Source organism: Leclercia sp. LSNIH8 (assembly GCF_002920195.1).
GTDB lineage: Bacteria > Pseudomonadota > Gammaproteobacteria > Enterobacterales > Enterobacteriaceae > Enterobacter.
On record NZ_PQJY01000016.1, the window covers coordinates 22,491 to 38,392 of the forward strand.

Annotated in this window: 13 protein-coding genes; 11 read left to right on the forward strand and 2 right to left on the reverse strand. The window is 51.8% G+C overall.

Annotation, left to right across the window (positions count from 1 at the left end; translation table 11 throughout):
* The first annotated feature begins 129 nt into the window (after positions 1-129).
* The 10 genes from C3406_RS24605 to C3406_RS24650 are packed head-to-tail and all read left to right on the forward strand — an operon-like array spanning position 130 to position 11,820.
* The gene (locus C3406_RS24605; RefSeq protein WP_103825451.1) at positions 130-1,545 is read left to right on the forward strand and encodes an undecaprenyl-phosphate glucose phosphotransferase; all 1,416 of its coding nucleotides are present in this window, start codon (positions 130-132) and stop codon (positions 1,543-1,545) included.
* On the forward strand, positions 1,535-2,821 hold the full coding sequence (locus C3406_RS24610; protein ID WP_103825452.1) for an outer membrane beta-barrel protein: 1,287 nt from the start codon (positions 1,535-1,537) through the stop codon (positions 2,819-2,821). Before C3406_RS24605 ends, C3406_RS24610 begins: the two co-directional genes overlap by 11 nt.
* Before the next feature lies 1 nt (position 2,822).
* The gene (locus C3406_RS24615; RefSeq protein ID WP_103825453.1) at positions 2,823-3,380 is read left to right on the forward strand and encodes a polysaccharide biosynthesis/export family protein; all 558 of its coding nucleotides are present in this window, start codon (positions 2,823-2,825) and stop codon (positions 3,378-3,380) included.
* Positions 3,381-3,382: 2 nt separating this feature from the next.
* A complete protein-coding gene (locus C3406_RS24620) occupies positions 3,383-5,509 on the forward strand; it encodes a GumC family protein (RefSeq protein ID WP_103826556.1) in 2,127 nt (708 codons plus the stop codon).
* Positions 5,506-6,717 carry a lipopolysaccharide biosynthesis protein gene (locus tag C3406_RS24625; protein WP_103825455.1) on the forward strand — a complete coding sequence of 404 codons (1,212 nt, stop codon included), beginning with the start codon at positions 5,506-5,508 and terminating at the stop codon, positions 6,715-6,717. The genes C3406_RS24620 and C3406_RS24625 overlap by 4 nt, the downstream gene beginning before the upstream one ends.
* A complete protein-coding gene (locus tag C3406_RS24630; RefSeq protein WP_103825456.1) occupies positions 6,714-8,090 on the forward strand; it encodes a capsular biosynthesis protein in 1,377 nt (458 codons plus the stop codon). Before C3406_RS24625 ends, C3406_RS24630 begins: the two co-directional genes overlap by 4 nt.
* Entirely contained in the window at positions 8,087-9,085 is a 999-nt protein-coding gene (locus C3406_RS24635; protein WP_103825457.1) for a glycosyltransferase family 2 protein, read from the forward strand. The genes C3406_RS24630 and C3406_RS24635 overlap by 4 nt, the downstream gene beginning before the upstream one ends.
* Positions 9,085-10,296, forward strand: coding sequence for a glycosyltransferase family 4 protein (locus C3406_RS24640; protein WP_103825458.1), 1,212 nt, complete (start codon positions 9,085-9,087; stop codon positions 10,294-10,296). The genes C3406_RS24635 and C3406_RS24640 overlap by 1 nt, the downstream gene beginning before the upstream one ends.
* A 1-nt stretch (position 10,297) precedes the next feature.
* Positions 10,298-11,410: a glycosyltransferase family 4 protein gene (locus tag C3406_RS24645; protein ID WP_103825459.1), complete on the forward strand. Its 1,113-nt coding sequence runs from the start codon at positions 10,298-10,300 to the stop codon at positions 11,408-11,410.
* A 2-nt stretch (positions 11,411-11,412) separates the two neighbouring features.
* Entirely contained in the window at positions 11,413-11,820 is a 408-nt protein-coding gene (locus C3406_RS24650; protein ID WP_103825460.1) for a hypothetical protein, read from the forward strand.
* Between the two features lie 39 nt (positions 11,821-11,859).
* On the opposite strand, the gene galE is transcribed toward C3406_RS24650, so the two are convergent.
* Together galE and C3406_RS24660 are read right to left on the reverse strand one after the other, a co-directional pair.
* Positions 11,860-12,876 carry a UDP-glucose 4-epimerase GalE gene (gene galE / locus C3406_RS24655; RefSeq protein WP_103825461.1) on the reverse strand — a complete coding sequence of 339 codons (1,017 nt, stop codon included), beginning with the start codon at positions 12,874-12,876 and terminating at the stop codon, positions 11,860-11,862.
* Positions 12,877-12,997: 121 nt separating this feature from the next.
* Entirely contained in the window at positions 12,998-13,924 is a 927-nt protein-coding gene (locus C3406_RS24660) for a glucosamine inositolphosphorylceramide transferase family protein (protein WP_103825462.1), read from the reverse strand.
* A gap of 230 nt (positions 13,925-14,154) precedes the next feature.
* On the opposite strand from C3406_RS24660, the gene C3406_RS24665 reads away from it, so the two are divergent.
* Positions 14,155-15,579, forward strand: coding sequence for a DUF4832 domain-containing protein (locus tag C3406_RS24665; protein ID WP_103825463.1), 1,425 nt, complete (start codon positions 14,155-14,157; stop codon positions 15,577-15,579).
* Positions 15,580-15,902: the final 323 nt, after the last annotated feature.

Genomic DNA, 15,902 nt, shown 5'->3' on the forward strand with positions numbered 1-15,902 from the left:
CCCTGAGATGCTGAATCTTTTCGGTAACGTATTCTTGCGCGAAACAGCATTTTATTATTTTTAATACGCTTACTGGTGCAATTAGCACAAAAAAATAATACCGATGCTTAATTATAAGTAGGTCAGGACATGCTGAGAAATTCGCAGAAGATCACCCATGGAGGTTACTCAGTATTCATTAAATTAATTGATTTCTTCTCAATTAATTTAATTCTGATACTCAGCGGTTGGTGGTTGAAAATGGAGTCTTTCGACACTGTGATTTTGATCAGCTTGTTGTACTCCATCACCTTTTTACTGTTTGGTGAGTACACTGAGTGTTATCTGTATCGGCCTAAAAACAATAAATTACGTAACCAGCGGCGTCTTTTTCTGACGGCGTTTTTAGCCATCCTGTTTATCGGCATGGTGCGCATTTTAGTCGCGAAATTATATTCTTTAGGTTACCTGAGCTTTATTGATGTTCGAAATATCCCGGCAATGCCGCTCTGGTATGCCTCGCCGATCCCTTTTCTTTATGTGATCCGGCTGATTATTTTTAAGCTGTCGGCTAAAAAGCGTATCAGAGTGGCGATTATCGGGATCACCGATAACGGCCTGGCGGCGGAAAAGGCCCTGCGCCTCGAATATGCGGATGTGCAGCTGGAGCTGGCCTTCTACGATGAACGTGGCCCGGAGCGGCTGGGTGAACTGGCGAAAAGAATTACCAGCCCGTATAACGGGCCGGTGATCAAGCTGGTGGAGGAGGCGAAGGCGGGCAGAGTGGATGAAATCTACATAGCCCTGCCGATGGTGGCGCTGCAACGTATACGCCATTTTTTAGCCATGATGTCCGACACCACTGTCAATACGTACATCGTGCCAGATTTTTACGCTTACAGTACCAATACATCGCAGATACGCTCTATCCATAACTTACAAACGATCGGTATTTTCACTTCGCCGCTGGATGGCGGAGGTTCGTTTATTAAACGCGCAGAAGATCTGGTGCTGGGCAGCGCGATTATGGTAATGATTGTCTCGTTAATGATCGTCATTGCCATCGGCATCAAGCTCACCTCGCGCGGCCCGGTTTTCTTTAAACAGGATCGTTATGGTCTGAGCGGGCAGAAGATCAAAGTCTGGAAGTTCCGGACCATGAAAGTCATGGAAAATACCGACACGGTGATACAGGCGACACGAGATGACCCCCGGGTCACGCGCTTTGGAGCATTCTTACGTCGGACGTCTCTGGATGAACTGCCGCAGTTCATCAATGTTATTCAAGGAAATATGTCGATTGTCGGCCCGCGGCCTCATGCTGTGGCGCACAACGAGCTTTACCGTAAGCAGGTCGAAAACTACATGATTCGCCATAAAGTAAAGCCTGGGATCACAGGTTTAGCGCAAATTAATGGCTATCGTGGCGAAATTGATGCGCTATATAAAATGGAGAAGCGAGTCCAGTACGACATTGAATATATTCAGAACTGGTCCTTTTGGTTAGATATAAAAATCATCATTAAAACCATTTTTAAGGGATTTGTCGGTAAGAATGCATACTAAAATTATTATTATCGCTGGGATGATAGCGTCTCCGGTCGCGTTAGCAGAATTAACGCCAAAATCACATATCGGCTGGGCGGGCATCGACTTTCAGAGCAACGTTGGGGTGGAGTATGGACACAACGATAACGTGACTTTCCAGCCTCACGACAGCGATGAAAAAGGCTCTGACTTCCAGGGGCTCAAGCCTGTCCTGAGCATGAACGGGGAGCGAGGTCAGGATAAGTATCTGCTGATGTACTCCGGAGATTATCGCCACTACTCGAGTGATTCTGCGGATGATTATGACGATCACTTTTTCCGCTTTAAAGGCGACTGGCGTTTTGGGCTGATGCATGGCCTGACCCTGAATCTGGAAGATTCCCTTGGCCATGAGGAGCGCGGGCGTGGCGTGACGGAAGGCTTCCTGCCTGAACAGTTCCGGCAATTTGGCGTGAGGTCACCGTTAACTACCAATTTGTTCAACAGTGAGCTGCGCTATAGTTACGGTGCGCCAGATGGCCGTGGAAGGGCAGACCTGGCGTTGATGCACCGCAAGTGGACCTTTGGCAATACCGGCCAGGTTGAGAGCAAGGATGAGGATTTCGCACAATATATCCGCGAACAGGAGTGGGACGAAAATACGCTGATTGCAGAAATTTTCGATCAATACACCTCTAAGACGCGTTTTCGCTATAGTTTTATTACTAACCAGTTTCATTATGGTCATGCGTCGGAAAAAGATAGTAATGAATACTATTTGCGTTACGGCATTCAGTCGCAGCTGACGGGCAAAACGAACGTTGATATGAACGTGTCGTGGCTCTATAAAACGTTTGAAAATAACCCTGGGTCGAAGGATTTTAACGGGATTAACTGGGATATTTTGGGGGAATGGAGACCACTCGAGCAGTCACTTTTTACGTTAAGAACATCCCAAAGTATTAAAGACCCTTCCGAAGCGGGAGGATATAATTTAGTCACGGAGTACGGCGTTTCATACAAACATTTTTGGATGAACAACCGGTTAACGACGTTGCTTGATTATGCATACATAACAGAAGACTACAAAGACCAGGACAAGGACCGTCACGACAAGAATGGCGTGTTTTCATTTATTGTAGGTTATGACCTCACACCATCGATTAACTTTGGTGTGGAATATCATCTAGATACGCTTAAGTCTAATAAAGATACCGATACCTTTACTATCGGCCCTAACGACGATCGCGTGGTGACTGAAACGTTGGGCTACGATCAATCTTTGATTATGCTTACAGCTAAGGTTCAGATTTAAAATGAAAATAATGAAACTGTGCGCGTTTTTACTTCTCAGTGTCCTTTTTGCTGGCTGCAAATCACCGCAGCCGACGTTAAAGGACAATAGTGTGGTCGATACAGCAAATTATTTACTGGGCTCCGGGGATATCGTCAACATTAACGTTGCCGGTCAACCTGACCTGACCATGAAAGTAGTACTTGATAATAGTGGGGCTATTAATTACCCCTATATTGGCAAGCTGGAATTAAAGGGCAAAACCGCCAGTCAGGTCGATGCGGAGATTACGCAACGCCTGCGTAATGGCTTTGTGCTTAATCCCATGGTGACCGTAAATATCGCCGAATTCCGTAAGTTCTATATCTCTGGTGAAGTTGAGAACCCGAATGGCTATTCCTATGAGCCGGGTATGACTGTGGAAAAAGCCATCGCGCTTGCGGGGGGTTATACCGACCGGGCAGACCGTACGGATCTCAGCATTCGTCAATCATCCTCCGGTGAGTTACTTGAAAATGTTGATGTTACCCACTCCGTTCTCCCGGGCGATCTCGTAATTATTGGCATAGGGTTCTTCTGACCATGAAACTATCAATAGTGGAAAATGGCAAAAAGCGAGAAAGCGCTATCGATATCGCCAGATTTGCCAGAGAAATTAAAAAGAACTCCTGGAAAATCGTTCTCTCCGGCGTGATTGCCGGGGCGATTGCCTGGCCATTAATGAGTTTGATGTCATCGAAGTATGTTTCCACTGCCACGGTACTGATTAAAGCTCAGCCGGACAATGTTTCACCTTTCCAGAAAGTGGAAGGCTATGACTCCACCCGTAACGGGTACTACGAAACGCAAAACGCGCTGATGCAATCGCGCGTGGTGCTTGAGCAAGCCATTCGCACGCTGAAACTCGATCAAAACCCGGCGTTTAACGGCGAGGGGGCTGGCAGTAGCGCAACGCCTGCAAATGAACAGCAGCGGGTTGATCATGCCCTGAAAACGCTGCAGAAGGATCTGACGATCAGCAACGTGCGTATGACCCATTTGTCTACCGTCTCCTATGAATCCACCTCGCCACAGCTGGCGGCGGATATCGCCAATGGCGTGGCGGAGTCGTTTATTAATTACACCCTTGCGCTCAAGCAGCAAAAAACGGCGAAGGCGAGGGAAGATAACCAGCAGAAGCTGCAGGAACTCCAGCAGCAAATGGTGCAGCAAAAGACCGCGCTGGATAGCTATCTGGCAAAAGAGGGGCTGCTAACCTTCCGTGGCGTTGATGGCTTTGAAACGGAGCAGATGGGCATTATCACCAACCGCCTGGCGAATGCGACCGAGCGTCGGGTAGCGGCGGAATCTGTTTATAACGAAATCCGCTCCGGTGGCTCGCGGGGGCAAGTCATTTCGCTCCCATCCATCTCAAATCACGCCCAGATTCAGGATTTACGCATTGCCCTAATCCAGGCCAACAGCGAGCTTTCCCAACTGGAGAAATCCTACGGTCCCCAGCATGACAAAGTGATCCAGGCCCGGGCGCGTATCAGTGCCATTCAGGCGCAAACGGCGATGACGCTCAGAGAGCAGGAGGCTGGAATACGCCAGACCTACGAGGCGGCGCTGGCGGACGAAAAAAATTACCAGAAGCAGCTGGAAGAGCAGAAAGCGAACTTCCAGAAGCTCTCCCTGAAGCGTGACGGCTACAACGATCTCAAGCTGGCGCTGGATAAAACCGAAGAGATGTACAAGATGGCCTATCAGCGCACGCAGGAGCTGGCACTACCCGGCTCTTATTCCGATGCGGATGCGGAGATCTACGATCCTGCCGTGCCCGCAGCGCAGCCAGCTAAACCGAACAAGCCGCTGCTGATGCTGATGATTGTGCTGCTGGTGATGCTCTTCTACGTGATGTACATCATGGTGAAAACGGCCACGGACAAGTCGGTGAACACCCTCAGCCAGATGCAAAAACGACTGAATCTGATGCCGCTGGGTGAGATCCGCCGCTTTAAAGGCGTGGGCGGACGCAGCAAAATCCGCGATCTGATGATGAGCGATCCGCTGAACGCGGACGTTATTCACAGCATGCGCACGCAGATCATGCTCAGCAGCCATCCGCTGCAGGTGATTACCGTGACGTCGGCGGAAGGCGGCGAGGGGCGGACGCTGCTGGCGAATCTGCTGGCGAGCTCCTTCAGCTTCGACCAGAAAACGCTGCTAATCGATATGGACTTCTTTAACAGCGACGGGCTGTCGGGCGAGCTGGGTTCACCGAAGGCGCCTGGCGTGGCAGAAGTGCTGCGCGGCGACAACGCGACCGACAACGTGCTGGTGAAGATAAACGATAATCTCGATTTTCTGCCGCGCGGCAATACGCCGGTCTCTGCGCTGCTGCTGCTGTCGCCTGAACGGTTAAATCCGCTGATTGATTCGCTGCGTAGCCGCTACCAGCGCATCATTGTCGATGTCGCCGCCGTGAATCAGAGCCAGGAAGTGCAGCTGGTTAACCAGGTGGCGGACGGCCTGATCTTTGTCCTCAAAGCGGGTCTGAATACCGCCGACACCACTGGACCGGCGATTGAGAAAGCGACCCACCACCACAATGTGATTATCGGCGGCGTGCTGAACCAGGTCGTGGATAAAAATCTGGAGAGTAAAGAGGGACTGCGTTCACTTAACTACCATACGCATGAACTGATGAATAACACAGGCCGGGCATGAGTCTTCTCAAGAGCGCCTCCACGATCGCAGGGTCATCAGTTATTTCACAGCTGATTGGAGCCCTGTCGATCTGGCTCATTTCGCATAAGTATGATCTTGGCGAAGTGGGGCTCTACGCGCTCAACTACAGTATTGCCCTGATTGGGGCCCAGGTCTGCACCTTTGCCTCGCAGCTGTTGATCCCCAGACAACAGGATGACGAGCTGGCCCAGAATGTGGTGTTTTGTCTTCTGCAGAGCCTGACCATCGCCATTCCTTATGCGGTGCTGACGGGCTGGCTGTTTCACCAGAATATGCTTTTTCTTTACCTGCTCACGCTCTCGAATACCTGGGTGCTGATAGCCGAGAACCTGTCGCTGCGTACGGCAAACTTTCGCTTTCTGGTGGTACAACGCATCTCCGTCTCGGTGGTGGTGGTGGTCTCTGTGCTGCTCACCCACCAGGTGATGGCCTTTTACTGGATGTGGGCGATCCTGATGATGGCGCTGACCAGCGCCTGCATCTTGCGGGCGTTTGATATTCGCACCGTCACCCTGCATCACCTGTGGCCCTCCAGCAACCTGGCGTTCCTGAAAAAAAATATCCACCACATTACCAAAGTGGGCAGTGCCGAAGTGCTGGCGATGGCTAATAACAACCTGCCGATTATGCTCATCAACTTCTGGTTCTCGGCCTTAACGGCGGGCTACTTCTCGGTGGTGAGCCGCTTCTGCCTGGCCCCGGTGGTGATTGTCGGCAATGCGGTGCGGAACACCATTTTCTCGAAATGGTCGATAGATTTCAGAAACAACGTTTTCAACTACGAAGAGTATACGAAGGTCCGCCTGCTGCTGTTGGTGCTGGGGGTGATCTGCACGCTGGGGGTCTTCATCTTCTATCCGATTGTGATGAATCTGGGCTTCAGCGAGGAGTGGATCGCCTCCGTGCCGACCTCGCGCTATATGCTGCCGTACCTCTTCCCGGCGCTGGCGGTCTGTCCGCTGACGGTGATTGAGCTGATTTTCGGCTCGCACCGCTACTTCCTGCGGATCCAGCTGGAGCAATTGGCGATCGTGGTCATCGCGTTTGTCATCGTGCCGTATGTCTACAATGACTATGCGACCTCCATCATCTTATTTTCGATTCTGACGTTCATTCGCTACGCCTTCATCTACCTGAAGATGAATAAGCGCGCCGACATTCTGAAAAACGGGTCAGTGGCATCATGAATCTTAATACCGGACATTACTTACAAACCTTCACCCTGCTGACCCTCATCTTCATCGGGCTGGTGCAGTACTTCACCGGTGAGCTGGCGGTGCTGTGGCTCCCCTTCTTTATGACGATGCTGATGGCCGGTTTCCTCGTGCTGCAGACCCGTTATGAACCCGTGCGGCTGGATGCGCAGGAAGCGATTGTTCTGACGCTCTATCTCTCCTTTGTCGTGCTGGCGGGAATTTCGACCCTGTTTCAGGGCGGGGCGTTGATCACCCTGATCGGATTCAAGAATGAGATTGCGCTCTCGCTGGTGATGCTCTGCCTGCTGCTGGGGTTCTGCCGGGAATCGCAGATCTATCAGGTGACGCGCGGCCTGTACTGGATTTTTTATATCCAGTTCCCGGTTGCGCTCTACCAGCTCCTCTTTGTGGTGCCGCAGCGCGTGGCGTTACGCGGCGAAGAGGAAAAATGGGACTCGGTGGTGGGGACGTTCGGTGGCGACCCGATGGGCGGCGGCAACACCGCGGCGATGGGGTTGTTCTGTCTGCTGATCATGCTGCTGAAGGTTTCGGAGTATAAGCATGGGCTGACCAGCTTTAAAAACATGGCGTTGCATATCGCGCTGGGGTTTGTGATGTGCATTATTGGTGAAGTGAAATTCGTGATCCTGCTGTCGCCGTTGTTGCTGGGCTGGGTGTGGCTTATGCCCTCCTGGGTCAAAGAGGCGAGTAAGGTGAATTTAGCCGTGCTGCTCTCCATTCTGGCGGCGATGGTGCTGTTAATCGGGTTGGCCATTGTCATTCTCGCCTACAGCTATACCGCCGCTTATGGCATCGACATGTCAGAAAACCCGTTCACGGTTTTCTTTGGTTCACTCAGCTATATTTTCGATCCGAATTTCATCTTGCCAGGCGGGGAGATTGGGCGTTTTACCACCCTGACGTTCTGGCTCCAGCATAACGACCTGTCGGGGCTGCCGGGCACGCTGTTCGGCTACGGGCTGAATGCCACCAACAGCGGCAGCTTCTTCTCGCCAGGTTTCCTGAATCAGGTCTATAACCTGATCCTCGACAGTACCGCCATGAGTATGCTGCTCTGGGAAGTGGGCGTGGTGGGCACACTTATATTTATTGGGCTATTTATTTATATACTGAAAGTGGTTCAGCCTGAACCGCTGTTGTCCGTTGACCAAATTGATAAACAAGATCTCCAGCTTCTGAGCTTTGCACCGGCATTTAATGTTTTTGCCATCGCCTGTCTGCTTAGTCTGCCCTACAGTCAGATACTGATGATCGTGCCAATGCTGCAATTCTTATTCTATTTATCTTTAGGTTCCAGCTTGATTATCCGCCGGGCCGTACGCCGTTATACGGGGCTCTATTGATGTACAAACCGTTTATTACCGTAAGTATTAAAACGTTTAACGAAGCTGAATGTATTGAGAAAACCATCGACAGTATTCGCAGCCAGATTGTGGAGTATCCGCATAAAATTATCGTTGCCGACAGTCTTTCTACGGATAACACCCAGCAGCTGGCCAGCAATAAAGGGGTGATGGTGGTGTCGTTAACCGAACCGGCAGACCGCTGTTGCGGTGTCGGGCATCAGCTGGGCTACCTTCACAGCGAAGGGGAGTTCATTCTGCTGATGGATGGCGATATGGAGCTGGAGCGGGGCTTTATCGATCGGGCGGTGGCGTTTCTGCAGGAAAACCCTGAGTATGCTGGCGTGGCCGGTACGGTGGAGATGGACGACGCCTCAAACTATGAATTTACCTCCCGCAAACAGCGCATCAATAAGATCTATCCGCTGGGCGACTGCGACCATTTAGGCGGTGGTGGCCTGTATCGCCTGTCGGCAATTGCTGACATCGGTTATCTGACCAACCGCAGCCTGCACGCCTATGAAGAGGCGGAGCTGGGCATTCGCCTGCTGACCGCGGGCTATAAACTGCATCGCCTGAACGTGCCCTATTTCCGCCATACCTCCTACACCATGCCGACCTTTAAAATGCTGCGCTATCGCTGGAAGAGCGGGTTTCATCAGGCGCCGGGAGAACTGCTGCGCAGCGCATGGGGCAAGCCCTGGTTTCGCGATGCGCTGATGCTGGTGAAAAACGAAGTGATTTTCGCAAGTTACATCTTTATCGTTCTGATTGTGTTCTTCACTTTCGACGTCAGCCTGATCGACATTGCGTTGCTGCCGCTTCTGGCCTTCATCCTGCTGAAAACCATTCGCAACCGCTCATTAAAAAACGGCCTCAACAGCGTGATCAATCTGGCGGTGCTCTCTGCCGGGCTGGTCAAAGGCCTTTTCCACCCCCTTCGCGATCCCAGGGTGCCACCGGGCAATAAAGTTATTCATGAGCAGGTAGAGTAATGAAAGTCTTACTGGTGAATAAGTTCTTCTTTATCAAAGGAGGAGCTGAAACGGTCTATTTTCAGGAACGTAACATGCTGAAAGAGGCCGGGGTGGAGGTGATTGATTTCTCAATGCAGCACGAGAAAAATTTTCCCTCTGACTATGCGGACTACTTCGTCACTAATGTGGATTACCACCAAGAGGGCGGCCTGCTGGCGGGAGCAAAAACCGCCATCAGCTTTATTCACAACCGGGAAGCGTGCAAAAAAATGCTGGCGCTGCTGGAGCAGACGCGCCCGGAGATCGTCCATTTCCACAATATTTATCATCAACTGACGCCTGCGCTGATTAAAGTCGCCCGGGATTTTGGCTGTAAGACGGTGCTAACCGCTCACGACTATAAAATTATGTGTCCCTCCTACTCCATGCTGCGTGACGGCAAGGTGTGTGATGCCTGCGTGACCGGCAGCGTGTTTAATGCGTTTCGCTATCGCTGCCAGGAGGGCTCGGCGGCGAAGAGTCTGCTGCTGTCGTTAGAAGCGACCTGGCAGTACATCGCGCAAAATTATCAGGCGCTGGACGTGATTGTCTCCCCGAGCGAGTTTCTGCGTAACGAGCTGAGGCGCTCGCTGCCGGACTCCCGTATCGATGTCATCGTGAACGGTATCGACGATAGTCAGCAGCCGGAAGAGGGCCCGGACGAAGGTTATCTGCTCTACGTTGGCCGCCTGAGCCGTGAAAAAGGGTTGCCGACGCTGACCCAGGCGCATCAGCTTATGCGGAATAAAATGCCGTTAAAGGTGGTCGGCCACGGGCCGCTGTATGACGATATGGTAAAAACCTTTCCCCATGCGGAGTTCCTCGGCTATGTGCAGCAAGGGCCGGAGCTGGATGCGCTGATTAAACATGCCCGGGCGGTGGTGCTGCCCTCTGAATGTTATGAGAACTGCTCCATGGCGGTGCTGGAGGCGATGTCTTTCGCCCGCCCGGTGGTGGGGGCCCGCATTGGCGGCATCCCGGAGCAGATACGACACGGTATTGAAGGATTGCTGTTTGAACCTGGCAACACTCAGGATCTGGCCGATGCGCTGGACGTGATAGCGGAAAATCCGCAGCAGGCCCGGGAGATGGGGCAGAAAGGCCGCGAACGACTTTGCCAGAAATACTCACTGCGTAAGCACATGGAGACGTTGCAGGCGCTCTACCGCGAGCTGCTCGACGGGCGATAACATGGCAAAAAAAATCACGGTGTTGGGTACCCGCGGCATCCCGGATGTCTTAGGCGGCGTTGAAACCCATTGTCAGAATCTCTACCCGGCTATCCGCCAGCAGTATGAGGTGGAGATTTGCGTCATTGCCCGGTCACCCTACGTACCCTACCGGCGCTCACGCTACAAAAACGTGGAGACCCTGGCGCTGTGGGCGCCCAAAAAACGCAGTTTCGAGGCCATTGTGCACTCTGTTATTGCTGCGTTGAGGACATTCGTCGATCGATCCGATATTGTGCATGTTCACGCCATCGGACCGGGCCTCGTGGTGCCGCTGTTACGCCTGCTGGGTAAACGCGTGGTCTTTACCCATCATGGGCCGGATTACGATCGCCAGAAGTGGGGCAAGACGGCGAAAAAAATCCTGATGCTCGGCGAGAAAGTGGCGGTGAAGTATGCCAACGAAGTGATTGTGATCTCCGAGGTGATCAACCAGCTGATCCAGCAGAAATACCACCGTTATGATGCGCATCTGGTTTATAACGGGGTTAACGTGCCGGGCCCACTGGATAAAGAGACAATCGATAAGATCCTCGGACGGTATGATTTGCAGCCAGGGCGCTACATTGTGATGGTCGGGCGTTTTGTTGAAGAGAAGGGGATGCATGATGCCATCGCCGCATATCAACAGTCGGGCCTGACGCTGCCGCTGGTGCTGGTGGGGGATGCGGATCATCCCTCGGAGTACAGTTTGCGTTTGAAACAGCTCGCGTTTGACACGCCTGGCGTAGTGATGACGGGGTTTTTAAAGGGCGAGGCGTTGCAGGTGGTCTTCTCTCAGGCGTCGCTCTTTGTGATGCCGTCGTACCATGAGGGTTTACCCATTGCGCTACTTGAGGCGATGTCCTATTCCCTGCCAGTGGTGGTGAGCGATATTCTGCCGAACCTCGAGGTCGGTTTGCCGGATGAGACCAGTTTTAAGCTGGGAAACGTTGCTGATTTAGCAGCAAAAATGGCAAGTCAGGCGCATTTGCCCCGCGTTGATTACGGCGATTTTCTGAAGCGTTACAACTGGGACGAAATCGCCAGGAAAACCGTCTCCATTTACCACAGATTAGACAAATCAATAGGTTAAAATTGACCAGTAAGCCCAGAAACCCGATCGTTATCGATCGTTTTTACGAAGTGCTTGATAAGAACGTTACCGCGCAACTGACGCCTGAGCAAAAAGAGGAGATCGAGAGCGCAATCGTCTCAATCACTCTGGCGTCGCGGCACCGGATCGATATCCGTAAAAGTTTCCCTTTCTTCGGCAAACGCCTCTATATGGTGTTTTTACTGGGGCGGGATCTCCGCACACGGTCGCGCCCGGAGTCAAGACTGTCGCGTATCGTGGTCACTTTTCTCATTCTGTTCGCCACGCTTTTCCTGCTGTGTTGCGTGCTGCTGACGCTGTATATGATCAAATCGGCATTGGGGATAGATCTGTTCCAGCACTTTCACGTCGGGATCTGGGACTGGTGGCTTAACCTGAAGTATCAGTAATTAACAGGTGCATCATGGCACCTGTTACCCTGCTGGTAATCAGGCGTTATACCCGCCGGGATTGTTCTTCTGCCAGTTCCATGCGTCGCGCATCATCTCATCTAGATTGCGCGTCGCCTGCCATCCGAGGAGCTGGCGCGCCAGCGATGAATCCGACCAGCACTCTGCCACATCGCCGGATCGCCTGCCGACGATGCGGTAATTAATTCTGGTCTGCGCCGCTTTTTCGAATGCTTTGATCAGGTCAATCACCGAATAACCGACGCCGGTACCGAGGTTGATGACCTTGAAGGCGTCCCCTTCGTCTTTATGATCCAACGCCGCCAGGTGGCCGTGGGCCAGGTCCATCACATGGATATAATCACGGATGCCCGTTCCATCAGGCGTGGGATAATCATCGCCAAAGACGGTCAGACACGGCAGCTTGCCGATAGCGACCTGAGAAATATAGGGTACAAGATTATTGGGGATCCCGTTTGGATCTTCGCCCAGGCGTCCGGAAGGATGCGCCCCCACCGGATTAAAATAGCGCAGGCAAGTGATCCTGAATTGCGGTTGCGCCGCCGCGAAATCTCGCAAAATCTGCTCCACCATCAGCTTGGAAGTGCCGTATGGGTTAGTTGTACCGCCGGTAGGGGACTTTTCGCTTAAGGGAACGGTATCGGGATTGCCATAAACCGTGGCCGAGGAGCTGAAAATAAGGCTGGACACACCTGCCTGCTGCATTTCCTGTAGAAGCACCATCGTCCCGGCCACATTATTTTCATAATAGGCGAGAGGGTGTGCAATAGATTCAGAAACCGATTTAAGACCAGCGAAGTGAATGACGTCGGTGATGCTGTGTTGAGTGAAAAGGGTTTTTAAAGCGTCGCGATCCAGAATGTCAGCAATACAGACCATTGGCCGTTTGCCCGTTAATTCTGCGACCCGGATTAATGACTCTTGCGAGGTATTTGAAAGGTTATCAATGACAACGACCTCTTCTCCCCGCTCGAGTAATGCCAGTACCGTATGTGAACCAATATAGCCTGCACCGCCCGTAACCAGAATCGCCATATTAACGCCCTCAAAAAGCCAGCAGTGGCCCGCGCACTGACGTGGCGGAGCAGGGGAGCTCTTTTACAGTGTTTTATCCTGTCACTCTGGTTAGATTAGTTCTGAATACCGATATTGTCACTTAGCTAAAAAGACGTTTGCGGTGATTCACCATCACTTTATAGGCCAGCTTTTTAAGGGTGGAAAGTAGGCTAAAAGTCAGGTGCTTTGTATCGTAGACAATATAGTTATCGGTAAAGTTTAACGTGTGGATACCGTCACTGTTATTAATCGACGGGCTTATTTTACCGACCAACCTTTCTTCATATTTATGCGGCGTCAGATTGGTCAATTCCTTGATGAATATGGATTTCCCATAAAATCCAGCACTGCACTCCTGGGTAAAGAGGTAGGTTTTATCGTTGACCGAGTAGGGCTTTCCGGCGCCTCTGGCATGCATATTACAGATATCCAGGTCAGGAGAAATTTGCTGCCAGTCACCGAGAATAGCGTCTGAGGTGTGGATCACCAGCTCATTGTCCATGGTGGTGGAGGCCATGAAATTCACGCCATTCAGCTCAAAGATCACGTTATCCGTCACGGCCATATCGGAAACCAGGACTTTCACCTTTTCCCAGCGCGCGGGAAAATCAACCGACTGGAACAAAATGACCTCTTTCCGCTCAGCAGATTCCGGGATCATAAACAGTTTGCCGTCGAGTTCGAACAGGAAGGGAAAGGAGAGGTGGCATTTTAAATCGTCAAACCCCTCGAGCTTAACGTCCTCTATCTCCTCCAGGTCTTTATTAAGGACACGGCAGCGCAGTACCCCCTTTGAGGTGAGGAAGGAGAAAGCTTCATAAAAAACATACAGCCGCTCACCTTTATCGATAATAAAAGGATCGGCCTGGAAAATATATTTTTTATCAAGCTGCCGTGCTTTCGCATTACAGAGAATATCCAGCGTGTTTTCCGGGAAAACATGCTGGCCGTGGCTGTTGATGACCATAATGTCCCAGGACTCATGGAAGAACAGCTTTTTGATTATTCTGTTATTTTTATTGAACATTTTACCATGGTACTCATGAGTAAATATGAATAAACTCAGAAATAAGCGGTGTCTTTAGTCCCAGAAGTATGAAAGGTGAATCATAACACTCGCTCTTCCCGCGCAGTAACATATCAACATTAGCCCAGCGTTTACGCATGGAAATAGTAATATTGGGTGAGTCCGGGAATATATCGTGTGAAATAAAATCTTCTCTGTTGGACGTAACACTTTGGGGAAAGGAGTATTTAATGTGCATTAACAAACTGCCACGCTGTAAAAAGCGGTTGTTACTTCTTGTCGCCGGAGCAGTGCTACTCCTTTCAGGTGGCGCCTGGGCGGAGAGCGCAGACAGGTTACAAACGGTGAATCCGCCTGCCCTTAACGGCCCTTTGGCAAACCCGGGAAACGGTGTTGCCCGTTTTCACGATCAGGACTTAAGCATTGCCGACTATCCGGCGACGGGTCTTGAGTATCGACGCTATTACTGGCGCGAAGTGGAGCCGCGAGAAGGGCAGTACAATTTTGCGCTGGTAGACGAGGGGTTTGCTGCTGCGGCCGCGCATCAGCCAGCCATGAATGTCGGTCTGCGGTTTATGATCCTCGATGGGCCGGAGTCGGGCTCAGAGATCCCCCAATGGCTTATCGATAAAGGGATCAAAGGCACCTGGACGCTGGATCATAAAACCTTTGCCCCCGATCTGGACGATCCCACCTATATGGCTTATGCCCGGCGCCTGCTGCAGGCATTTGGCGCGCGCTATAACAATAACCCGGAACTGGCGTTCATCGATATCGGGATGGTGGGCGCATGGGGAGAGTGGCATAACAGTAACTTCCCGAACCTGCCGCCGTTGCAGGAGCGCTACCCGCCCGCGCTGCTTAACCAATACGTTGATATGCATTTCAGCGCCTTTCCTGACACACCCAAAATCATGCTGATTAACGGCTATGATTCCGTGGCCTATGCGGCAAAAAAAGGGGCTGGATGGCGGGCGGACTGCTGGGGAGACTGGCGCAACTTCAGCCCCACCTGGAGCCACATGGCCACAGACTACCCGGAACGTATCGCGGCGGCGCAGTCAGCCTGGCCGGGGTTCAACGAGGCATGGAAAAAAGCGCCTGTCAGCCTGGAGATTTGCGGTCATATGGCGGAATGGCTGACCGAGCAGAAGTATACGCGCCAAGAGGTACAGGCCACCTTTGACTGGGCGCTGGCGCAGCATGCCAGTACTCTGAATATTAAATCTACCGAAATACCGAAGGTCTATCGCGATATCGTCGACAAGGCGCTGGCCAAAATAGGCTACCGCTTCCGGATGGTATCGCTGACCCATCCGGCGAGCGTGCATGCAGGAGAGGCCCTGTCGCTCAATAGCCAATGGTCAAATGAGGGTGTGGCGCCCGTTTATCTGCGTTATACCCTGGCCTGGCGGCTGCAGGATAATGGCGGGAGCACGGTTGCCCAGGGCAGCGCCGGGGATGATATCCGCCAGTGGCTGCCAGGCAGGCACAGTTCGGCTTATCAACTTGCTACTCCGCGTAACCTTGCGGCGGGGCGCTATCAACTGGACGTGGCGCTGGTGGATAAACACAACAAAGCGCGTATTCAGCTGGCTAACGAGGGGAAACTCAATGATGGCTGGTACAGGCTGTCGTCGATCGTGATTAACTGACCAGTTTCTTTCTATATAGAGAAAGCTTCTTCTATATAGAAAGCTTCTCCCGATGCGCTCAGGAAGCCCTTTCCTGGGCTTCCTGATGAAGAATATCGTTCTCTTTGTGGATAACTCTGTGGGCAAGTAGGTATAAGGCGGGCTTTTGCTGGGGAATGCAGCAGTCAGTCATTTTTATGACATTTAAGGGTTGCGGGCGCCGGAGAACTCCCTATAATGCGCCTCCATCGACACGGCGGATGTGAATCACTTCACACTAACAGCCGGGCCGGTTGAGGAGAAAAGCGAAAATAATCGCTTGACTCTGAAAGAGGAAAGCGTAA